20 protein-coding genes and 1 other annotated feature are annotated in these 23174 nt (G+C 42.8%); of the genes, 2 read left to right on the forward strand and 18 right to left on the reverse strand.

Annotated elements, in window-relative coordinates:
- Nucleotides 1-128 precede the first annotated feature (128 nt).
- The 10 genes from GZ22_RS10585 to tyrS form a co-directional block, all read right to left on the reverse strand.
- Entirely contained in the window at nucleotides 129-1172 is a 1044-nt protein-coding gene (locus tag GZ22_RS10585) for a galactitol-1-phosphate 5-dehydrogenase (RefSeq protein WP_038562262.1), read from the reverse strand.
- Entirely contained in the window at nucleotides 1169-1333 is a 165-nt protein-coding gene (locus tag GZ22_RS18615) for a hypothetical protein (RefSeq protein WP_164072071.1), read from the reverse strand. The genes GZ22_RS10585 and GZ22_RS18615 overlap by 4 nt, the downstream gene beginning before the upstream one ends.
- 15 nt (nucleotides 1334-1348) lie before the next feature.
- Nucleotides 1349-2020, reverse strand: a complete 672-nt coding sequence (gene deoC / locus GZ22_RS10590; protein WP_038562265.1) for a deoxyribose-phosphate aldolase — start codon at nucleotides 2018-2020, stop codon at nucleotides 1349-1351.
- A 6-nt stretch (nucleotides 2021-2026) separates the two neighbouring features.
- On the reverse strand, nucleotides 2027-3064 hold the full coding sequence (locus tag GZ22_RS10595; protein ID WP_038562268.1) for a zinc-binding dehydrogenase: 1038 nt from the start codon (nucleotides 3062-3064) through the stop codon (nucleotides 2027-2029).
- Nucleotides 3065-3084: 20 nt separating this feature from the next.
- Complete coding sequence (locus tag GZ22_RS10600) at nucleotides 3085-4344, reverse strand: galactitol-specific PTS transporter subunit IIC (protein ID WP_038565897.1); 1260 nt, start codon at nucleotides 4342-4344, stop codon at nucleotides 3085-3087.
- A 63-nt stretch (nucleotides 4345-4407) separates the two neighbouring features.
- Entirely contained in the window at nucleotides 4408-4692 is a 285-nt protein-coding gene (locus tag GZ22_RS10605; RefSeq protein ID WP_038562271.1) for a PTS sugar transporter subunit IIB, read from the reverse strand.
- Complete coding sequence (locus tag GZ22_RS10610; RefSeq protein WP_038562274.1) at nucleotides 4692-5180, reverse strand: PTS sugar transporter subunit IIA; 489 nt, start codon at nucleotides 5178-5180, stop codon at nucleotides 4692-4694. Before GZ22_RS10610 ends, GZ22_RS10605 begins: the two co-directional genes overlap by 1 nt.
- The gene (locus GZ22_RS10615) at nucleotides 5173-7257 is read right to left on the reverse strand and encodes a BglG family transcription antiterminator (protein WP_038562277.1); all 2085 of its coding nucleotides are present in this window, start codon (nucleotides 7255-7257) and stop codon (nucleotides 5173-5175) included. The genes GZ22_RS10610 and GZ22_RS10615 overlap by 8 nt, the downstream gene beginning before the upstream one ends.
- Nucleotides 7258-7429: 172 nt before the next feature.
- The gene (locus GZ22_RS10620; protein WP_038562280.1) at nucleotides 7430-7939 is read right to left on the reverse strand and encodes a general stress protein; all 510 of its coding nucleotides are present in this window, start codon (nucleotides 7937-7939) and stop codon (nucleotides 7430-7432) included.
- 123 nt (nucleotides 7940-8062) lie between these two features.
- Entirely contained in the window at nucleotides 8063-9340 is a 1278-nt protein-coding gene (gene tyrS / locus GZ22_RS10625; protein WP_038562283.1) for a tyrosine--tRNA ligase, read from the reverse strand.
- 50 nt (nucleotides 9341-9390) lie between these two features.
- Nucleotides 9391-9596 (reverse strand) — a binding site (T-box leader).
- Nucleotides 9597-9713: 117 nt separating this feature from the next.
- Between tyrS and GZ22_RS10630 the strand changes: the two genes are divergently transcribed.
- Nucleotides 9714-12419, forward strand: a complete 2706-nt coding sequence (locus GZ22_RS10630; RefSeq protein WP_051748200.1) for a transglycosylase domain-containing protein — start codon at nucleotides 9714-9716, stop codon at nucleotides 12417-12419.
- A 34-nt stretch (nucleotides 12420-12453) separates the two neighbouring features.
- On the opposite strand, the gene ccpA is transcribed toward GZ22_RS10630, so the two are convergent.
- Both ccpA and GZ22_RS10640 read right to left on the reverse strand, forming a co-directional pair.
- On the reverse strand, nucleotides 12454-13449 hold the full coding sequence (ccpA, locus tag GZ22_RS10635) for a catabolite control protein A (protein ID WP_038562286.1): 996 nt from the start codon (nucleotides 13447-13449) through the stop codon (nucleotides 12454-12456).
- Between the two features lie 171 nt (nucleotides 13450-13620).
- Nucleotides 13621-14715, reverse strand: a complete 1095-nt coding sequence (locus tag GZ22_RS10640) for a bifunctional 3-deoxy-7-phosphoheptulonate synthase/chorismate mutase (RefSeq protein ID WP_038562289.1) — start codon at nucleotides 14713-14715, stop codon at nucleotides 13621-13623.
- A gap of 187 nt (nucleotides 14716-14902) precedes the next feature.
- Between GZ22_RS10640 and pilM the strand changes: the two genes are divergently transcribed.
- On the forward strand, nucleotides 14903-17026 hold the full coding sequence (gene pilM / locus GZ22_RS10645) for a pilus assembly protein PilM (RefSeq protein ID WP_038562292.1): 2124 nt from the start codon (nucleotides 14903-14905) through the stop codon (nucleotides 17024-17026).
- 28 nt (nucleotides 17027-17054) lie between these two features.
- Here the strand turns inward: pilM and GZ22_RS10650 are convergent, their stop codons facing one another.
- The 6 genes from GZ22_RS10650 to GZ22_RS10675 all read right to left on the reverse strand — a co-directional run bounded on the left by GZ22_RS10650 (nucleotide 17055) and on the right by GZ22_RS10675 (nucleotide 23136).
- Nucleotides 17055-17327: a YrhK family protein gene (locus tag GZ22_RS10650; RefSeq protein WP_038562295.1), complete on the reverse strand. Its 273-nt coding sequence runs from the start codon at nucleotides 17325-17327 to the stop codon at nucleotides 17055-17057.
- 11 nt (nucleotides 17328-17338) lie between these two features.
- Complete coding sequence (ytxJ, locus tag GZ22_RS10655; RefSeq protein WP_038562298.1) at nucleotides 17339-17674, reverse strand: bacillithiol system redox-active protein YtxJ; 336 nt, start codon at nucleotides 17672-17674, stop codon at nucleotides 17339-17341.
- A 63-nt stretch (nucleotides 17675-17737) separates the two neighbouring features.
- Nucleotides 17738-18172: a YtxH domain-containing protein gene (locus tag GZ22_RS10660; protein WP_038562301.1), complete on the reverse strand. Its 435-nt coding sequence runs from the start codon at nucleotides 18170-18172 to the stop codon at nucleotides 17738-17740.
- 30 nt (nucleotides 18173-18202) lie between these two features.
- Nucleotides 18203-18685, reverse strand: a complete 483-nt coding sequence (locus tag GZ22_RS10665; protein ID WP_084160718.1) for a DUF948 domain-containing protein — start codon at nucleotides 18683-18685, stop codon at nucleotides 18203-18205.
- A 164-nt stretch (nucleotides 18686-18849) separates the two neighbouring features.
- Nucleotides 18850-20154 (reverse strand): UDP-N-acetylmuramate--L-alanine ligase, encoded by a 1305-nt coding sequence (gene murC, locus GZ22_RS10670; protein ID WP_038562304.1) that lies wholly within the window; start codon nucleotides 20152-20154, stop codon nucleotides 18850-18852.
- A gap of 243 nt (nucleotides 20155-20397) precedes the next feature.
- Nucleotides 20398-23136, reverse strand: a complete 2739-nt coding sequence (locus GZ22_RS10675; protein WP_038562307.1) for a DNA translocase FtsK — start codon at nucleotides 23134-23136, stop codon at nucleotides 20398-20400.
- Nucleotides 23137-23174 lie beyond the last annotated feature (38 nt).

A 23174-nucleotide genomic window follows, 5' to 3' on the forward strand; every position in this document is an offset into this window, starting at 1 on the left:
CCTAAATTGTATTGAAGTGTTTCATGATTTTTGTATTCCCGGCAAGTCATTTTATAAACATGATCTTTAATTTTCAGACCTCATTACACAAAAAAGAAGATGTAATTCCATACATCTTCTTAGTGATATTATGGATGAAGTAGCACCTTCACGGCATCAATACTTCGATTGGTAAGCTGCTTAAAAATTGCTGGACCATCACTTAAAGGTATGTGATGACTTATCATTTTCTCTCCATTTATTTGGCCAGTTTTCATGTAATGAATAGCGTTGGTCCACTCTTTACCAGGAAACGGAGCAGATAAAGCATTCCAAGAGCCGTGAATCGTAAGCTCATTTCTGACGATTTTCTCAAAATAAAATCGCTCTATTCGTATATCAGCATATGGGATACCCAAATAGACAATCTCTCCGCCTTTTTTAGGAAGTGATAACACTTGTGCAGATGTCACTGGTGAACCGGCTGATTCAATTGCTAGGTCAACTCCAATTCCATCTGTGTATGCCAGTATCGCTTCATGAGGTTCAGCTGCCGAACTATCAATTACATGATCGGCTCCAACTTCCAAAGCAATATCTAATTTTCTTTTATCAATATCTATGGCAATGATTGTCTTCGCTCCGAAAATTCTAGCCCATTGTATCGCAAGCAGCCCGATACTTCCCGCTCCCATTACAGCAACAGTTGCTCCAGGTTTGATTTGTGTCCGATAGAAACCATGAGCTACAACAGCAGCAGGCTCAATAAGTGCTGCCGTCTCATCATTCACTTCAGGAGGAAGTGGTATAACATGCACAGCTGGTAACTTCACATACTCTGCAAAAGCACCGGGTACTTTAGATCCGATGACCATTAATTCTTCACATTGCGAAGGCTGACCGCATTTGCAATAGTAGCAGTTTCCACATGCATGTGTTGGACAGGCTGCTACTCTATCTCCTCTTTTAACATTAGTGACAGCCGCTCCCGTTTCCTCCACCACCCCTGAGAATTCATGACCGAATGTCATACCAGCTCTATAGGGACCAAGCTTTTTATAACGCGACAGATCGGAACCGCAAATGCCTGCAGCAGTGATTTTTATGATTACTTCGTTTTGCGCTTCGATCGTTGGGCGCGGAGATTGTTCAAACCTTATATCTTCAACTCCATACAGATTTAGTGTCTTCATTCATGTCCCATCCTTTTAGTCTGCTTTGTTCTCTTCTTCGTGAACAGCTTGAGGCATACACCACCTATAATTAGGCCATTAAAAATCAATTGATGTGCAAAATAGAAGCCGCTTACTTCCCTTAAGGACCCGAGCATAAAATCAAGCATCATGTCTACCATCTTTACACCTCCAAATTAGTAGTCGGCTTTTGATTTTCTGTTCTGAATTATTGCTACAGCCCCGCTTGCACCAATTCGCGTGGCTCCTGCCTCAATCATCTTGACTGCATCTTCATAAGTTTTTATGCCTCCAGCAGCTTTTACACCTATCTTACCTTGTGAAATGGTAGATAAAAGTTCAATATCCTCTACTGTCGCACCTCCGCCGTTGAATCCAGTAGCTGTTTTAACAAAATCCGCTCCTGCTGTCATGACAATTTCCGTCACTTCTCGTTTCTCAGCTTGGTTTAACAATGAGGTCTCGATGATTACCTTCGTTGTCAATCCTCCAGCAGCTCTTACCACAGCATCGATATCCTGATAAACTGCATTGAATTCTCTGGATTTCACCGCTCCCAGGTTCACAAGCATATCAATTTCCGAAGCTCCATCTTCAATCGCCGCTTTCGTTTCCTCTACTTTAACTCTTGTAGTGGCACCGCCTAGCGAAAAGCCAATAGGCGCTCCTACTTTAATGCCATGGGGTGACAGGATTGTATAAGCATAGGGGACATACCATGGATTTACGAAGACTGTCCGGAATCCATAAGTTATCGCTTCTAGACAGAATGTTTTTATAACCGCTTTACTGGCAACTGGAGACAGCAGTGTGTAATCGATCAACTCAATCAGTTTTTCTTTTTCCATCGTTTTTCACCTTTCTTTCTTTGGTGTCAGAAGGACTTTAATTGCTTCTCCCGATTTGATTAATTGATAAGCCTTCTCCCATTCTGTTATATCGAAAATGTGGGTGACAAGCGCAGCTGCATCAACGGCACCGCTCTCCATCAGATGCAGCGAAGGTTCCCAGTCAGCAGGCTTTTGGCTTCTGCTGCCAATGATTTTCAATTCCTTTTGAATAACCTGCTCCATATCAAACGGAATGGCTGCTTCGGTAAACAAACCTACTTGAGCGTACTGTCCCTTTTTTCGAAGAAGCGACAAACCCTGACGTGCAGCTGGAATCGCTCCTGAACATTCAAAAACGACATCCGCTCCATATCCATCTGTCAGTCCTGAAATAATCTCTTCCAGTGATTCTTCCTGTACATTGACCACATAGTCAATTCCAAGCGACTTTGCTTTTTCCAAACGAACGGTATCAGATGACAGGCCAGTGATAACTACCATGGCCCCTTTGCTTTTAGCAACTTGCGCGGTCAAAAGACCAATAGGTCCTGGTCCTATCACGACCACAATGTCATTCGGTTTAATCGTTGTTTTAGCCACTGCATGATGCGTGCACGCGAGCGCTTCTGTCATTGCTGCTGACTGATCATCAACATTATTAGGGATATGGTGGATGCTTTCAGCCCTTGCAATTACATAGGTTGCAAAGCCGCCATCCTGCTGTGTTCCAAGCCCTTTTCGATACTTGCATAAGTTATAATCCTTCTGCTCACAATAGCTGCATTGCCCGCAAATATAGAAAGTGGTCTCGGAAGTAACCCGATCTCCTGGCTTCAAATGGCTGACATTACTCCCAACACTGACTACGACTCCAGCAAATTCATGTCCTAACGTGACAGGAGCAGCTACTCGGTAGCTTCCTTCATACGTGTGGATATCAGATCCGCATATGCCTGCATAAGTTACTTTTATTTTCACTTGATCATCTTCTGGATAAGGCTCCGGTTTGTTTTCAATAACAAGGTTGCCAAAGCCTAACTCCTTTTTCACTAAAGCATGCATGTTGAGCTCCTCCTAATTTATTAATTGAATATTGCAAAAACCTTCCATATAATCCAGTTGACTAAGTTTCCTCCCTGATCGATGCTAGATACCATCGCTGAGCCTTCTGGCATTTCAATATTGGCAGCAGTCGTCATGTCTGTGAAAATAGGAGCTATATCTGTGGCCATATACAGAGATAAAGCAATCATAATTGTTCCAGTTATTACAGAATGGATAATGTTTCCTTTGGCTGCTCCAACGATAAAAGCAACGATAAATGGTATAGTGGCCAAATCCGCAAAAGGCAAAACGGCATTTCCAGGCAGGATAACCGCCAACAGGACGGTAATTGGCGTCAAGATCAGAGCGGTAGAGATGACTGCTGGATGCCCCAATAATACTGCTGCATCCAACCCGATATTGATTTCACTGTTACCGAATCGCTTACTGAGCCAGTTCCTGGCAGACTCTGATACTGGCATCAGCCCTTCCATTAGAATTTTCACCATTCGGGGCATCAAAACCATGACAGCAGCCATTGCCATTCCGATTTCAATGATATCTCCAACTCCATAACCCGCTAATGCACCTATAGCAGCGCCTAGTAATAATCCAATTACCATCGAGTCTCCGAAAATACCGAATCTCTTTTGAATTGTTTCAGGATCGGCATGTATCTTATTCAAGCCTGGTATCTTCTCAATCAGCTTAACAATGAGTATCCCCGGAGCATAAGAAATCGTACTGCCTGTCGCAACAGTCACACCTGGCATTTCATAGAACTCCTCTACCATCGGCTGCGTCCAATCAGCCACTTTCAAACAGACAATCTGAAAAATGACAGCTGCGATAAGCCCTTGTACTACACTTCCAGATACGGTATATACAACTGCAGCCATAAATGTATAGTGCCAATAATTCCAAATATCCACGTTCATGGTTTTTGTCGTCTTCGTTACGAGCATGATGACATTGACGACAAGGCCGAGCGGTATAATAAATGCGGCCACGACAGATGCCCAGGCTATAGAAGAAGTGGCTGGCCATCCAACATCGATTACATTAAGATCTACTCCCAAACGATCCACCATCTGCTGTGCAGCAGGTCCGAGGTTCAGTGTCAGCAAGTCGACGACGAGGAATATACCGACAAAAGCGACTCCAATTGTAAGCCCGGAACGAAATGCCTTTCCTGGCTTCTGACCGAATAAAAGTCCCAGAAGAAAGATTGCTACCGGCAGTATAACCGTTGCACCCAAATCAAGAAATCCTTGTAAGAAATTCACAAATGTATCCATCATTCAGCCCCACTTCTTGAAAATGAGGTCGATCCCAGTTAGATTGGAACCGACGCCCACTTTTCATTTTTTCAGTTCTTTTAAGATCTCTTCCTTCGTTTCTTCCAAACCGATTCCTGTCAAGAATGAGCGTGCATTGATCACTGGGAAAGGATAGGCTGTTTTTACCATGGCAGTGGTTACTAGTAAATCTGCCGTATCCACATAGGTATTCACTTCAGCAATTTTAATTTGGATCAGATTAACATCGATCTTATTCTCTTTCGCCATCTCTTCAATCGCACTATTCACGACAGTTGAAGTGGCAATACCAGCACCACAGGCAACCAATACTTGTTTTTTGGCCATTATCTGTCACCTCCTTTACTGGCAGACAAGCTAAGCTTCCTATCTATCAGCTTGACTACATCTTCTTTTGTTTTGGAATCATACAACGCCTGCAGCGTCGTTTCATTTTGGAGAAAGTCCATCAAATCTCTTAATAATGTCAGCTGTGCATGCGATTGCTGCATCGCCAGCATGAAAATGATACTGACAGATGTCTCCATGGAAGCTTCCCCCATCACTCGGAAGGCAACAGGTTCCTTTAATAGAGCTATGCTAATTGCATCCTTTTTTACATGTTCAATGTCTGTATGCGGAATAGCGACTGATAGTGATGATGAGGTCGGCAGTCCTGTCGGATATTCCTTTTCCCTCTCAATTACTCCAGTTACAAAGCTAGTTTTGACGAGTTCCTCTTTAACAAGGTTTTCTGCCATTTCTCGTAATATCTCTTCTCGCGTACCTGCTGCTTGCAGGAATACTAAATTCTCATCCAGATAAAAATCAGCCATAATAGAACTCCTTCTCCTTTACTGTGTCGTCAGAATATTGTTGAATGATCCGCTTCATCTCTGGTATGGTGGTACCATTTATCAAAGCTTTCATATCAGCTTCGGATTTTGATAGCTTCATCAGCTGCATTAACGCATGAATATGCTCCTTTTTATCCTTTGCCGCGATGACTACGATAATATGGATACGATGATTCAAATACTGGACGCCATTTTTGATTTTCAGCAGGCTCATCCCAGTACGGACGACACCATCTTCTGGTGAAGCATGCGGGATAGCTATACCAGGTCCAATCACGATATACGGATCTTCTTCACAGCCCTTAATCATGGCATCTATATATCTTTTTTCGATAATTCCTTTATCAAGTAAACTATTGGCACAAGATCGAACAGCATCTTCCCATGATCCTAATTGATATGTCATTTTCAAATGCCTATCTGTAAGAAAGTCACTGAGCTGCAGAGGCTGCATTTCTTCCGCTGTTGTTGGAACCACATGCTGATCCACTTGGCTGAGATATGCGTGAAGTTCCTCTTCCAACGCTTGCTCGTTTTTCACTATTGAATGATTTTTAATGATTTGCATAATATCACTTGATCTGACTTCTTTAGAAATAAATCCGTGTATATAGGAAATAACTTGTTTCCGGAGAAGTCTTTTCTCATGAACATCCAGCATTGTTTTTGTAATGAACAGCTTTCGTGAAGTTTCCAGTAATACCGGAGAAAAAACAAGATCGTATTCGAGATCGTATGTGGTGAATTCTCGAACAGACATGCTATCCAGGAATATGAATTCCGGAAATAATCCACTCAATTCATGGAACATCAGCTTGGAAACTGAAACACCATGCGGACACACGACTATTGCTTTCACCTTCTCACCGATACTTTCTCCCTGCTGTCTAATCCAACCCCCGATAAGTAAAGTAATATATAATTGTTCATTCTCTGGTATCTCACTATGGATAAAGAGCTCCAATGGTTCAAGAGATCGTTTAACCAGTTGATGCAAAGCTCGAAACTCTCCACTCAATACACCTGGAACAGGCGTAGTGTCTGTAAGATGGTATTTGATTCGGTAATAGGCAGGCTTTATATGCTGCATTAATTTATGAAGCAGCTGTTTCCTTTCCTGAACACGAATACAAGCTACTTTCTCGAAAAGACTGAGCATGCTATCCACTGCTGGATATAGGTCTGGAAATGTATCCGCCGCTTCCATATGAGTTGTTATCACATTCGCAGACAACAGATGAAGTGTGATAAAAAGTCTCTCTGCTTCAGGCAACCCTTCCTGATCAAATAATAATTCCTCTGCCGCTTGATATTCTTTCGTACCTGCCAATTCCTTATTACTAATAGGAGAATCAGTTAAGCACTTACCTTTTCGAATCCGATCTAGAATCAAGAATAATGTAATTGGCATCGTCTTCATTTTCTCATCTGTGAATTTAATAGAAAGTTTTTGCTCTACCTGTTCAATTCTACTGCGGAACTCATGCAAGCAATTTTCTCCCAACTCTAAAACATCCAACAATATAGAAAGACCATCGTCCGTCCCGATAAATTCCATCAAAGTGGACATCAAAGCCTTCCGAATCTGCATTTCATTGCCCTCTATATGGTAGCCGTGTCTTCGTGAATATCGAATTTGTAACTGAAAGGGTTCAAGATGCTTCTGCAGGTTTTTTAAATCCCGAAGTATTGTATTTCTGCTGATATCCAGCGAAATAGAAAAATAATCCAATGAAAGGTCGTCCTTACTTACCAGCATACAAAGAAGCAGATGCATACGTTGGCGGACAGACAATACGGAAGAATGACTTTGCTCGGCAGACTCCTTCACATGGTTTAACGTTGTGAATACTTTTTCGTCGATAAGGAAATAGCCTTGTGAAGTTCGCTCGATCAATGGCAAGCCCATTTGTTTTAGCCAGCTGTTGACCTTATTAATGGTGTAGCCTAGCTGTCTTTTAGAAAGGCTGAATCTTTTTTCAATTAAGTTACTCGATACACTTGGATTACTGAGTAAAGCATCCAGGATAGCTGCGTTACGTTCATTAAGATTCATCAAATCCTCCTTTCTATAAATATCTTAGCATGTGTTCTCCACTTGTGTATGCGCTTTCATTATCATCAATGGGAGAATGAATGTACAGCATGGTACGGAACCCAATGTTTATTTTTTTGCACAGAAAAAGGCTTCATCAGCACCTAAGCGCTGATGAAGCCTTTTAATAATACTATCTTCTCGTCTTATTCAATTCATTCGCATTCTGATCGTTCGTATTCGGTTCTGCATGCAATCCGTCATTCGGTTTATCAGTTGCATATAGACCATCTGCAGTCAATCCTTTTTCTCCTTCTGTTGCATGGTCACTTCGGTCTTTTGGAGTTGCTGTGCTAGCAGCAGTAGTAGGGTTTACCGGTTTATTTTCTGCATACAGCAATACTTTCCCTGCTTTTAGCTCTTCAGCATATCGGTCTTTCTCCGTTTCTGAAAGACTCAGGTTCTTCAGGACTTTCTCTTCTGGATCTTCACTGGAAAAGAAAGAGGCGAATTTTGTGCCAAAGGATCCATTTGCTTCCTTATAGTGAACATCTCTCTTATCTCCTAAAATACTGTTATCAGGTTTCTTATCTACAATCACCGTGATATCCTCTTCTGGGACTCCAGCAGAAATCAATTCATTTACTCGTACGATTGCATCGCTTTCATTGATGAATGTTTCGATTGAATTTGTATCAACCATTGATATTACCTCCTATTGATTTACGTTCTGGTAAATGCTAAAGGACTAGATGGTTATTACATTCCCCCTCCTATCTTAACGAAACATAAAAAGCACTGTCCGGCTTGGACAGTGCTTCTCTTATTAAGCAAATTTCAATAATGTATACTTTTTCTTTCCTCGGCGGATGATAATGAACCGTTCATCAATCCGGTCCGCTTTCGTAAGAACTCGTGATACTTCTTCTTCTTTTTCACCATTGATACGGATCGCACCATTTGTAATATCTTCTCTTGCCTGTCGTTTTGAAGGAGAGATTCCTGCTTCCACTAACATATCGACAAGCGGTTTGTCTTCGTCAGCTGCCGTGTGAGACGGTACATCCTTGAAGCCTTGCTCGATTTCAGCACCATTGAGGGAAGCAATATCGCCGCTGAATAGAGCTGCGGATATCTTGATTGCTTGCTCCAATGCTTCTTTGCCGTGTACAAGAGTTGTCATTTCTTCTGCCAGTTTCGTTTGAGCAAGACGTTTTTCCGGTTCATTTTCAACACTTTGTTCGAATGTAGCTATTTCTTCAAGGGACATGAAAGTAAAGTATTTCATGAATTTGATTACATCGCGATCATCCGTGTTGAACCAGAATTGGTAGAATTCATAAGGAGTCGTGCGTACTGGACTTAGCCATACTGCTCCACCAGCTGTTTTACCGAATTTCGTTCCATCAGCTTTTGTGATAAGCGGCACAGTAAGTGCAAAGGCTTTATCCTGCGCTTCTTCATTATTGCCTGCATGAGTCCGGCGGATCAATTCCATACCAGCTGTTATGTTTCCCCATTGATCACTACCGCCAATTTGAAGCGTTACATTTTCTTTTTCGTACAAACGCAAGTAATCCAGGGACTGCAGGATCATGTACGTGAATTCAGTAAAGGAAATACCATTTGCCAATCTGGACTCAACAGAATCCTTCGCCAGCATATAATTCACTCCGAAATGCTTCCCGATATCACGAAGGAAATCGATGATGCTCATCGAGCCGAGCCAGTCTCCATTATTTACCGCTTTGGCAGCATTGTCACCTTCATCAAAGTTCAAAATGCCTGCAAGCTGCTTTTGGATGCCTTGACTGAAGCTTTCTACTGTTGCAGCGTCATTTAAGTTACGCTCATCAGAACGTCCGCTTGGATCTCCGATCATTCCTGTGCCTCCGCCGATAAGCGCGATCGGACGGTGACCTGCCTGCTGGAAACGTTTCAGCATAAGCATAGGCACAAGATGCCCGATATGCAAGCTGTCAGCTGTTGGGTCAAACCCACAGTACAAGCTCACCTGCTGGCTAGATAAATGCTTCTCCAATCCTGCATCATCACTCGTCTGCTGAATCAGACCTCTGTCTTTCAAATCCTGTAAAATTGACATATTGACCACTCCTCACTCACATTTGAGAACAAAAAAACCCCATCCCTAAAAAAAGGGACGAGGAATAACTCGCGGTACCACCCTTGTTGCAGTGTAAACTGCCACTCGGTTTGCTAACGGATATACATCCGTCTCCTGCTTGAACAGGAGAAGCTCCAGCTTGTAATTGGCAAAACAACTGTATACTGACTCGCACCGGCCGTCAGCTCTCTTCAACAGGGAATCGTTCCGCTACTATAACCTTCAACGCAATATTTATTCGACTGTTCCTACATTATTACCATATGCATGGATAAAATGCAACAAGGATTTTGGACTCAATACGAAAATTGACTATTATGGTATAATAGACAAACCAATTCGGGGGTGAAATATGCAAATCAAAGCAATATGGACGAGAATTAGCAAACGAATTGCGGAAGCTTGGAAGGCTGGCCGAATTCAGCGGAATTCTCGTATCACATATGACGTCATTTGGAACTTATTCCTCTTTTTCCTGCTTATAGCTGGCGTCGGGATTTTCTTTGCTGCTGGGGCTGGTGCAGGATATTTTGCATCACTTGTGAAAAGTGAGCCTGTCCGTTCCTATGACTCTATGAAAGAAGATATTTACAATTATGAGGAGACCTCTTCTATCTACTTTGCTGACAATGTTTTCCTCGGCAATATCAAAACTGACCTTTACCGGGAAGATGTGAAATTGGATGATATTTCACCATATGTCGTCAATGGAATCATCGCAACCGAAGATGATAATTTCGAAACACATGATGGTGTTGTACCGAAATCTATTCTTCGGGCTTTAATGCAGGAAGCGACGAATTCAGAAACAAAAACCGGCGGAAGTACGCTGACACAGCAGCTTGTCAAAAATCAGATACTGACCAATGAAGTATCCTTTGAACGGAAAGCGAAGGAAATCATACTCGCAATGCGCTTAGAAAAAGCGATGAATAAGGATGAAATTCTGGAAGCTTACATGAATATCGTTCCGTTCGGTAGAAATGTTTCCGGAAATAATATTGCCGGTGTACAGACTGCATCTCAAGGTATCTTCGGTGTAGACGCGAAAGATCTATCTTTACCGCAAGCCGCTTTCCTAGCCGGATTACCACAAAGTCCAACAGCTTATTCACCATTTACAAACAGCGGAGAGCTAAAGGAAGAAACTGGCCTTCAGCCAGGCTTAAACCGGATGAAGCAAGTACTCAACAGGATGTTTGACGAAGGTTATATTGACCAAAAGGAATACGACGAAGCAATTGGTTACGATATAACAAAAGATTTTGCAGAAGCAAAGCCTTCTTCTGATGACGACTACGGCTATTTAACTACCGAGGTTGAGCAGCGCGCAGCAGATATCATCGCGATTCAGCTCGCTGAGAAAGATGGCCATTCTGAGAAAGATTTGAACAAAGATAATGACCTGAAAAACGAGTATCTTGATAAAGCAGAACGCGATATTCGTCAAAAAGGTTACCAAATCCATACGACAATCAATAAAGATATGTATGTTGCACAACAGAAAATTGCAAAAGACTATGCGTATTACCAACCAGATCATTGGGTGGAACGGACGAATAGTGACGGAGAAACAGAAACTGTTTCTGAGCCAATCGAACCCGGTTCGATCATGATTGAAAACAGTACTGGTAAAATACTAAGTTTCGTCGGCGGGCGGGATTATGAGAAAAACCAAGTAAACCATGCCACTGACACAAAACGTTCTAATGGTAGTACGATGAAACCATTGCTTGTGTATGCTCCTGCAATGGAAGAAGGTAAATTGCAGCCGGGCAGCATCGTTCCTGATATAAGGAAAAGCTTCGCGGTACCTGGACAAGAGAGTTATAACCCTGGTAACTATGCAGGCACAAATCATGGTTTAGTAACGGCCCGCAAAGCTCTCGAGCAATCATACAATATTCCTGCGATTAGGGCGTACGCAGATGTACTGAGTGTGGATCCTGCAAGCAAATATGTAGAGAAGATGGGAATAAGCACTTTATCAGAAGGTGATCACTACAATCTTGCCGCAGCATTAGGAGGGATAACATATGGCGCAACTGTCGAAGAAAATGTTAACGCCTATGCAACCTTTGGTAATAATGGAGAATTCACTGATGCCTATATGATTGATTCCATCACTACTAATGATGGTAATGAAATCTATAAACATAAGTCTAAATCGAATAAAGTGTTCAGCCCGCAAACGAACTATCTGATGCTCGATATGATGCGGGGTGTCCTTGATAGTGGTACAGCTACCTATGCGAATTCGCAGTTGACCAATAAAAATGTAGATTGGGCAGGTAAAACTGGTACATCTCAGCACTATCATGATTCCTGGTTTGTAGCAACCAATCCGAACGTAACAGTAGGTGTATGGATGGGCTATGATAAACAGGATTCCATCCAGACTTCAGGAATGGGATACAGTCAGCGAAATCAGCTGCTTTGGACACAGTTGGTGAACAGTGCAACCAAAATTGATCCAGACCTTATGGCCCCAAGCGAGTCATTTAAGCAGCCAGATGGATTGACGAAAGCGTCTTACTGCGCAATTGGCGGCGGGAAACCGACTGATCTTTGTAAACAAGCTGGAATGGTAAAAACCGATTTGTTCGATAAAGACCATGTCCCAACAAAAGCAGATGACAGCTTAATCAAACAAAATGGTAAGATCGTTCTTAACCCTGACTTTGTAAAAGCAAATGAATTAGAGGGAGTCAGCATTGAACAGCTCTTCCCTAATAACGAGAAAGTACAAAAGCTGATTGGGAAAGCAGCAAACGGCAGTACTGCAAAGAAGTCAGAGGATAAAGATGACACTGTGAAGACAAGTTCCGGTGCACCGCTTCCGCCGACAAATGTACAGAAAGCTGATGACAAGTTAACGTGGTCGCAGTCAAAAACAGAGGATGTAAAAGGTTATCGCATTCTGCAGAAGCAGGGAGATAGCTTCAAACAGATCGGATTCAGCGATCAATCCTCGTTCAATCTACCTGACAATGATTCCACTTATCAAATCAAAGCTGTCGGTAAGGACGACAAAGAATCCGAAACAATCACACTATAAAAAAACTAGCGTATCCAATTGGATACGCTAGTTTTTATTTTGTAGAATTACGCTCGATGATGCGATGAGGAAGAATAACGTTTTTGTCCGATACTTCTTCTTTATTCATTAGCTTCGTCAATAGACGCATTGCTACAGCACCGATATCGTAAGTAGGCTGTACAACGGTGGAAAGTGTCGGACGAACCATCGTTGCAAGTCTTGTATTGTCATACCCCACCACTTCAATATCCTCTGGTACACGCAGTCCATTATCCTGGAAGCCATGGATGACACCAAGTGCCATTTCATCAGAAGATACGAATACAGCAGAAGGACGATCAGCCAAGTCTGCTAGCTGTTTCGCAGCCTCAAGACCGGAATTGTACGTATTGTTGGCTTTTACGATGTATTCCTGTTTCACTTCGGCATTATTTTCCGTTACAGCACGAAGATAACCTTTGTATTTCTGGTTATTTGTTTCAGCTTCTGCAGTTCCTGCAACAAACGCAGGATGCTTATGATTATGGTCGACAAGCAATTTAGTTGCTTCATAAGCTGCTTGCTCATAGTCGATAGCTACAGTAGGAATCTCGCCTGTTCCTTGTCCAGTTGCTGCAATGACGATTGGTACAGGAGATTTATCGAACTGCTGCAATAGCTCATCACTGATCTTACCGCCCATGAAGACAATACCGTCCACTTGTTTCTCCAGCATACTGTTGAAGAGTGTCAATTCTTTGTCCGGGTTTTGATCGGAATTGCTCAGGATCATATTGTATTTATACATGGTTGCAATATCTTCAATCCCGCGCGCAAGCTCAGAGAAGAAGATACTGGAGATATCCGGTATAATTGCTCCGACTGTTGTAGTTCGTTTGCTTGCAAGCCCCCTAGCTACTGCATTCGGACGATAACCTAGCTGTTCAATAGTGCCGAGTACTTTTTTCCGAGTTGCAGGTTTTACGTTCGGGTTGCCGTTTACCACACGGGAGACAGTTGCCATCGATACGTTCGCTTCGCGGGCAACGTCGTATATGGTTACATTCATTGTGTCATTTCCTCCTATATACCTTACACGATTCCAATCACCTAAAGATGATAATAATAATTTGTATGTTTATTCACATATTCTTTACCCATTATACCAGAGTTTTGAACATTTCAGTAGAAAGAGATTCAAAAAACCCTTGATACTATAGGATTGCTATGGTACCAGCTGTCAATTTCCGGAAGGGATACGACTGGCATAACTGCTGTGGGCAATAAGATCACGATAAAATGCATCAAATCGAGGCAGATCCATTTGCTGTGCTGCATCAGATAGGGCAACCGCAGGATCTGGATGAACTTCCGCCATAATACCGTCAGCACCGATTGCAAGGGCTGCTTTAGCTGCTGGAAGCAGCAAATCACGCCGGCCAGTAGAATGCGTAACATCGACCATAACCGGAAGATGTGTTTCTTGTTTCAAAATTGGAACAGCAGTAATGTCCAATGTGTTCCTTGTTGCAGTTTCATACGTACGAATTCCTCTTTCACAAAGGATTATGTCATTATTCCCGCGGGAGCTGATATATTCTGCTGCATGGATGAATTCGGAAATGGTAGAGCTCATGCCGCGTTTTAAAAGAATTGGCTTCTTAACATCCCCGGCTGCTTTCAACAACTCGAAGTTCTGCATATTACGAGCGCCAATTTGGATGACATCCAAATACTCGGCTGCCTTCTCGATATCCTCAGGTGCTACGATTTCGCTGATAACCGCCAAGTCATACGTATCAGCAATTTTTTTCAAGATCCGAAGCCCTTCCTCGCCTAAACCTTGAAAATCATAAGGAGAAGTGCGCGGCTTAAAAGCACCGCCTCGCAAAAGTTTCAGACCTTTTTCTTGCAAAGATTCAGCTACTTTGGCTGTCTGTTGGTAACTCTCCACAGAGCATGGTCCAAAAACAAATTGCGGCTCTCCATCCCCTATTTTCGTGCCTTTGATAGTAATGACAGTATTTTCGGGTTTACAACGTCGTGATACAAGCAACGCCTTATGCATATCGTCTTCCTGCAGTTCAAGGCTTGCTTTGAAGATTTCCTTGAATAAGTGCTGAAGTGTAGCATCCTGAAACGGCCCTTTGTTGTTATCAGATATAACATTCAGCATATCTCTCTCCCGTACCGGGTCAAATCGCTTCGTTCCTTGTCTTTTTTTCACTTCACCGATTTCCTGAACAAGTTTGCCTCGTTCACTGATCAAAGCAAGCAAATCAAGATTCACTTCATCTAATTTCTTTCGCAGTACCGTTAATTCATCCATATTCATCGCTCTCTCCCACTCTCTATCTAGTATATCCAGCTCAAGTAATTAGCAATCATTATAGCTAAAAGTTTACGCGCTGTCATCCACAAATAGTGTAGAATGACAATAGGAGCTTTAAATGGATCCAGGAGTTTCATTATGCTGTCGCGTTCAGTGAAGCTAAGAGTTCAATGCAGAAAGGAATATCGTTTTGAAGGAAAGAATTTTCGCCTTAGATATTGGAACTAGATCTGTTGTCGGCATGCTTCTTGAAGAAGATGCTGGCATTTATACATTGATAGATTACGAGATAATTGAACATGATGAGCGCTCGATGCTTGACGGCCAGATTCATGATGTAGTTGCCGTCGCACAGGTTATCATGGAAGTGAAAGTTAAACTTGAGGAAAAACACGGTCAGCTGCATAAAGTATGTGTCGCAGCTGCAGGACGTTCGCTGCAGACAAAACGTATCCGGATGCAGCATTCAATAGCCGAGCGAGGTGTATTGGACCGAGAGCAAGTGCAGCATCTGGAGCTCAGTGCCGTGCAGCAGGCACAATATGAAATCGCCCAATCGAAGGATAAGAGTACCGATTATTATTGTGTGGGCTATTCTGTTCTGCATTATCAACTCGACGAACAGGAGATAGGTTCGCTGATAGATCAGCAAGGCAATGAAGCAAGTGTGGAGATTATTGCCACTTTCCTTCCGAAGGTCGTTGTCGAATCATTATTATCAGCATTAAAGCGCAGTAATTTGGAGATGGATGCACTGACATTGGAGCCAATTGCTGCAATCAGCGTCCTTATACCACCATCTATGCGTCGCTTGAATGTAGCATTGGTTGATATCGGTGCTGGTACAAGTGACATTGCCATTACGAATGAAGGAACCATTACCGCTTATGGCATGGTTCCAAAAGCAGGTGATGAAATAACAGAAGCGATAAGTGATCATTATTTGCTCGATTTTCACGTAGCCGAAGCGGCAAAAAGGGACTGGGCTGAAAAAGGGACTATTACAACGATGGATATACTTGGCTTCGAACAGCAGCTGGAAGCAGATCAAGTCGAACAGGACATAGGCCATGCAGTCGAAAAGCTGGCAGAAGCAATTGCGGGATCTATTATTCAGTTGAATGCTGTTGCCCCAAAAGCTGTCATGCTCGTCGGAGGCGGCAGCCAGACACCTGGACTGGCTGTACGTTTGGCGAAACGGCTCCAACTGCCGGAGAATAGAGTAGCTATACGCGGAACAGAAGCCATCCAACCGCTTGCGAAAACGGATAACGTACCATCTGGCCCTGCTTTTATTACACCAATTGGTATTGCCTTAGCAGCCAAACAGAACCCTGTCCATTATGTCAGTATTATTGTCAACGGTCGGGTCATTCGTTTATTCGATATGAAAAAACTGACTATTGGTGATGCATTACTGGCAGCTGGCATACAGGTAGCACGTCTTTATGGGAAACCAGGAGCCGCTTGTATGATTACTTTCCAAGGGAAAGCCCTCACCCTTCCTGGCACATTAGGACAAGCTCCAACTATACGTCTCAACCAGCAGACAGCAAGTCTTGACTCATCGATTAAAGATGGAGATACACTGGATGTCGAAGCTGGTGTCGATGGTTTGCCAGCGCAAGTGTCTGTAAGCGATATAACAGGAGATTTAGATCCGATTACCGTCTTTTATAATGGTCGACCTTATCAGATGAAACAGCAGCTGCTCGTAAATGGACAGCCAGCTCATCCGACCCGTCAGCTCAAGGACAGGGATGAAATTACTTTACAGCGAACAACAACAATAGAACATTTCTTACATGAACAGCAGTTGCCTTTACCGGCATTGCCTGATGACATGGAATATGAGGTCTACATAAATGATAAGCTAATGTCGATTGATTCATTTAGTCAGGTGTTTACCATCAATGAAATTCCAGCACGATTACGTGATCAGGTGAATGATGGAGATAGTATCCGTATCGCTGAACGTAAATCACCAACAGCATCTGAGTTGATTTCTCATCTTCAGACGGAAAAACAGACGAGTTTGACAGTTGAATTCAATGGAAAAACACTTAAGCTTACTCCTCCAGCAGCACAGCTGTATAGTGGAGAAAAACCGCTGGAACATGAGGAGCGAATTCCTAGCGGTGCCCGACTTCAAATGCGTGTAAGCACAGATCAATTCATCATCCAGGATATTTTCCGGTTTGTTGACATAGATTTGACAAAGATCAGCGGAAACTTCCAGTTATATAAAAATGGAGACAAAGCATCCTTCCACGATCCTTTGTCTCCTCACGATAAAATTGAATTAACTACTTAAAAAGCTGTACGCTAATGCGTACAGCTTTTTATTGATTTTTACTATATCGCTTATAGTGAATATCATGGACAAGACGGATTGTCGGACGGATTAAGAGAAGCAAACTGCCAACTGCAAAAAGCCAGCAGCCCGCCGTCTTGAGAGATTCATATAAAAAGAAGAAACTGCCGATAAGAAAGATTATCCCAATGAGAAAATCATTCAGCATGTACATAATCTGATATGGACGCTTGAAGAAGATACCATATTCACCGACCCGAATAACTTCCTCCTTCTTTCCCGATTTGTGTTCATGCTCCATGTTAAGCCCACCTACTGATTGAATCTAGTTTCCTGTTCCCGTAAAACAGTTTCTGTAATGTCATGATGTGATGTATTCCAGATTACTTGATTATTCTCAAAAAGTAATGCCTGCGGAGATTCGTGTCTAACGTCATAACGGTCCGCAATCGTATTAGAAAGCTCCCGAGCTTCTTGAACATATAATGTGTACATCGGGATTTGTGTATCTAGGCTATAGCGATCATACTCCTGCTTCGCTCTTGCACTGATCGGGCAAGTCAAACTATGCTTGAGCAAATAAAATGATGCATCCCTGTTCAATACATCCTGAAATTCCTCTAGGCTTTGGATAACTTTAGCTTCCATTCTGTCAAAACTCCCTTCTAAAAATAAACAGACTCCTAAGCAAGATGCTTAGGAGTCTTATAATTAAAGATCCTTGTTACGTTCAATCGTGGATTTCTGCTGTTCCATTTCCAATTCCCTTGCAGCTTCCTCGATTGCGCGTGCTACTTCTTCCGCTGCATCTTCTGCTTCCTTATCGTTTGAAGCTGTGTCATCTGCTTGGTCTTTGGATTTTAAGTTCTTAACTTTGTCCTGTACAGTCTGAGAGGATTCTTTCACCTTATCAGCTACTACACGGGATTTTTCAGTGACAACATCTTTCCATTGTGCACCTTTTTCACTGTACTGTGTTTTCATTTCGCCCGCGCGCCCTTTTAGGGAGCTAGCCTGTTCCGTAATATCGCTGCGAAGTTCTTTACCGGATTTAGGTGCAAGAACAAGAGCAGTCACAGCTCCTACTACGCTGCCGATGATCGAACCAATCAGAAAATCTCTTCCGTTCGTCTTTTTCGTTGACATACTGCATTGCCTCCTATCGCGTCGCTTGGTTTAATGGGATGTTTCTTTTACTGGTAGTGGCTGCTCTGTTGGCTGCACTGCAGGTACAGAGGCGACCTCATTGGCTTCATTCTGCTTCTTTTTCTTCCATAAGTCAAGTATAACTGAGCCCCATTTTAGTACTTGGCCAGTTTGTTCTGTATGCTGTTCTGCAGATAGTGCCACTTTGTTGGACACATTGCGGATAGAATTGTTGAGGCTGTGTACTGTATCACCGATACCTTCAATTCCGTCAACAAGAGTATTAAGCTTCTGCGCTTTTTCTCCGATATCCTCTGCAAGGTGATTTGTTTTGCTTAGCAGTTCAGCTGTTTCGCTCGTTATGCCCTGCATCTGTTTCTCTACACCTTCCAATGTGCTTGCAACATCATTTAGTGTGCGTGAAGCAGCTTTCAATGTTTTTGCGAGGTAGATTACTAAGACTGCGAATGCGATTGCTGCAATCAATGCAGCGATGTACCCTAGAATTTCCATAATGATTAGTCAGCTCCTTCTTGGTATGTAGTATGAGTAGTTGAAGCACATCTCATGCTTTATACTCCTTTGTCTAACTACGTTATTCCCTTGGTGTACGTCGTTAAACATAAAAGTACAAATAAAAAAAAGGGAGCAATACTCCCTTTTTTAAGTGTAATTGATTATTGGACAGCTTGCAACGACTCTTCATAGCGGGCCTGGAATTTCTGTATGTCACCGGCTCCCATGAATAGAAGAACACTGTCTTCATACTGCTTAAGTACTTTAACATCTTCAAGCTGCAATACTTCACAGCCTGGTATAAGCTCTTGCAAATCCTGGATTGTCAGATTCCCTTTTGCTTCACGAGCTGAACCGAAAATGTCACACAGATAAACGCTATCCGCGTTTTTCAGACTGTCTGCGAACTCTTGCAAGAAAGTCTTTGTCCTTGAGAAGGTGTGCGGCTGAAATACAGCCACAATCTGCTTATCAGGATATTTCTTCTGAGCTGATTCTATCGTTACTTCGATTTCTTTTGGATGATGAGCATAATCATCCACCAATACTTGGCTGCCGGCTTGCTTCTCAGAGAAACGTCGTTTTACACCCGTGAAACCATACATTTCTTTGATTTGATCAGGTGTCATACCTTCCTGATGACATACTGCTGTCACTGCCAGCGCATTGAGAACCTGATGATTCCCGTATCCAGGAATGGTGAACGTATGATAGAAGCTGCCTTCAATATATACATCGAATGTCGTGCCATTTGGCTCTTCATGTACATTTTTTGCCTGATACATATTGGAGGCATCGAATCCATAATAATGAATTGGTACATTTGCTTGAAGGTCACGTAAATATGGATCATCACCGCATGCAATGATGCCGTGCTTAACTTGATCGGCTAATTGCTGAAAAGCCTGGAAAACATCCTCGATGTTCTGGAAATAGTCAGGATGATCGAAATCTATATTCAGCATGACCGCATAATCCGGTTTATAAGCTAGGAAGTGGCGGCGGTACTCACATGCTTCAAAAACAAAGTAATCACTCTTAGGCTGTCCGCTTCCAGTTCCGTCTCCGATCAAATAAGAGATTGGGTGAGACTGCTTCAGTGTATATGCCATGAGACCTGTCGTCGATGTTTTGCCATGTGCTCCTGTTACTGCAATACTGCGGAATTTATCCGCATATGCACCTAAGAAGTCATGATAGCGATAGATTGGAAGACCAAGCTTTTTAGCTTCAAGGATTTCCTCGTGTTCATCAGAGAAAGCATTCCCTGCAATGATTGTTAAATTCGGTTTGATATTATCTTTTGTAAATGGCAGTATTGTAATGTTTTTATCTTTCAGAGCCTGATCTGTGAAGAAAACTTTCTCCACATCGGAGCCTTGGACTTTCTCACCTGCATCATGCAGGATCTGCGCCAATGCACTCATACCAGATCCTTTAATACCAACGAAATGGTAAGTTGTCATAATAGGAACCTCCACATAATAATATGTCGCTTTTGTATTGTGTTAGTATAAGTATGTAAAGCGTCGTGTGTCACATATACATGAAAAAAAGCATACTAGCAACAGTATAGCATTTTGTCGGTATTTTATAAATGCAGAATCTCTTCTGTTACGCTTTTTACAGTATATACATAGCACCCATTGTTGGTGTCTCGGATAACAATACAGCCTGGACGGTCCATAGGACAACATCCAGGCTGTCATTCATTCCGTTTGAAGCTGAGCCAGCGAAACGAGTACATCGCGTGGCTTGCTCCCTTTCTGTTCGGAGATGACACCTCTCATCTCCATATGATCAATCAATCTGGCAGCACGGTTATAACCAATTTTGAAACGACGCTGCAGCAAGCTTGCACTCGCACTATTGTGCTCAATTACAAACTCAACTGCTTCTCGATACAACTCATCCTCATCTTCTTCGGACTCGCGGCGTTCGAGCAGATCCTCATGCTGGAAAAGATATTCTGGCGGTGCTGTTTGTTTTACATATTGTACAACTCGTTCGATCTCTTCATCAGACACAAAAGCACCCTGGATGCGCTGGGCTTGCCGCGCTCCATTCTCGATGAAAAGCATATCACCTTTTCCAAGCAATTTCTCTGCACCATTATTATCAATTATTGTCCGAGAATCGATTGCAGAAGAAACACTGAAAGCAATTCGTGTCGGGATATTGGCTTTAATCAAGCCTGTAATAACATCCACGGACGGACGCTGCGTCGCAAGCAGCAGATGGATGCCGGCTGCCCGCGCTTTCTGTGCGATACGGCAGATAGAATCCTCAACATCTTGAGGAGCTACCATCATCAGATCTGCCAACTCATCGATAACGATGACCAAATATGGCATCTTATCAGCGTATCGCCCTTGCTTATCGAGTTTCTCGTTATATCGTCCGATATCGCGGACACCTTCGCCGACGAACTTCATGTATCGTTCTTCCATTTCATTTACCGCCCACTTCAGAGCTGCAGTAGCTGCTTTGGTGTCAGTAATAACTGGAGAGACTAGATGAGGCAAGTCATTGTAAGGAGCAAGCTCCACCATCTTTGGATCGATCAGAAGGAATTTCACCTGTTTATGATTCGCCTTATACAATAGACTTAGCAGAATCGTATTGATACATACACTTTTACCTGAACCTGTTGCTCCAGCTATCAGACCGTGGGGCATCTTCTGTAAGTTAGTCACAATCGGGTTGCCGGAAATATTCAGTCCTAGTCCGACTGAAAGCGGCGAACTGTTATCTTTAAAATCTTCCGTCTCCAGTATTTCCTGTAAGCCTACTTGCTTCGATTCAGCATTCGGCACTTCGATACCGATTGCATTCTTACCAGGAATCGGCGCTTCCATACGGATGTCTTTTGCTGCCATATTAAGCTTGATATCATCTGTCAGGCTCTTGATTTTGCTAACCTTGACACCAAGATCAGGCTGAACCTCAAAACGTGTGACAGACGGGCCTTGCATCGCATTAACCACGTGTGCATTCACATTGAAATGCTGCAGAGTAGTCTCCAAAAGCTGGCTTTGCTGATCGACCCAAGCATCATTCTCTATCGTTTGTTCGACAGGATCATTCAAAAGATGCATCGGAGGTCTGGCAAAGCTCGGCTCTGTCTGCTGAATGATTTTCTGTTCAACCTGCTCCGTCTTCTGTGAATCTTGGCGGCTGGACAGCTTATTTTCCTGCAAATTGCTTCGTTTATCTCTTGGTGTCATAAATACGTTGAAAGGTACTGATTTTCTCACTGTACTGCTAGTATCACGAATTCGGGAGTTTGATGTTTCCGCGCTCTCCTTTGACTGTAATACTTCTTTCTCTTCAGTTAGTTCCGCTGACTGAACTGTTCCTACGCCTGAAGCATCAGCTTGTACGACTGAATCGTCAGTCTTTTCTAGCTCAGCTATTTGGTTCGGAGCAGTCTTTTCTGCTGCACTATCTACTGCTGCTTCTGGTACAGCCTCTTCAGTCGTAAGATCATCAACTTCGTCCTCTGCTTTGGAGTCTGCTTCTAAGTCCGGAGCATCGTCTTCTTCGATTAAATCAATCGATTGTTCCAAAACAATTTCTTCTGCCATGTTATCTGCTTCTTTATTCGAAGCAGTCTCTTCTATATCAGCCGGTTGGTCCAATGCAATTTCTTCTTCTATGCTAGCTGGCTCTTCTTCAAGCTGAATTGGTTCAGCTTCCAGAACTTCCGTTGTTTCAGAAACCGAAATTTCCTCAATTACTTCTTCCTCTACAACGCTAACATCTGTTTCTTCTAAAAGAGTTTCTTTGTTATCAAATTCTGCAGCTGTAATGTCCATTTGCTCTATCGATTCCGGTATAGGATTTTCCAGTCTGTTATCTTCAACCGGAGCCTGTTCAACATGAATATCAAACTTTTTTTCTTCCTCTACTTCGGGACTAACCGTAGTAGCAGAAGCTGCGATTCTTTTCCAATCTGCCCGGTCTTGAATGGATGCCAGTGTTACGATATCTGCTACCTCTTCTTTCCGCTTGCGAAAACCGTATACGGGAGACGGAACTTCTGTCGGTTGGAAAGGCTTCTTCTCTATCTTTGGTTCCGGTTCTTTTCTTTCTGGCTGGCGCTGCCAGTTTACACTGGACGGCCGCTCTTGCACTTTCGGTTTTTCTGGCTGCCGCGGCTGCCGCTTTTCTGGTATTTTAGTATCTGGTTGGGTTCGATGACGCACCGGCCGCACATTCGAGGCTGGTGGTTTTGTACTACGTGACTCATCCGGTATCATTGGAAACCGAAAAGCACGTTCTTTTGGATATGTATAAGCCATTTTTGCTTGTGGCTGCTGATTTGTCTGATACTGTTTCTGTACTTTCTGTTCAGAAGCGTTCCGTGATTTCAGCTCTGGTTCTTCTTCCACTACTACTTCGGTCATAAAAAAGTTGCTTAGAGCTTGCCTAAGACGCTCCCACATAGTAAATCTTCCTTTTTCAGTATAATATCTTCATTTTA

Source organism: Terribacillus saccharophilus (assembly GCF_000725365.1).
Taxonomy (GTDB): domain Bacteria; phylum Bacillota; class Bacilli; order Bacillales; family Amphibacillaceae; genus Terribacillus; species Terribacillus saccharophilus.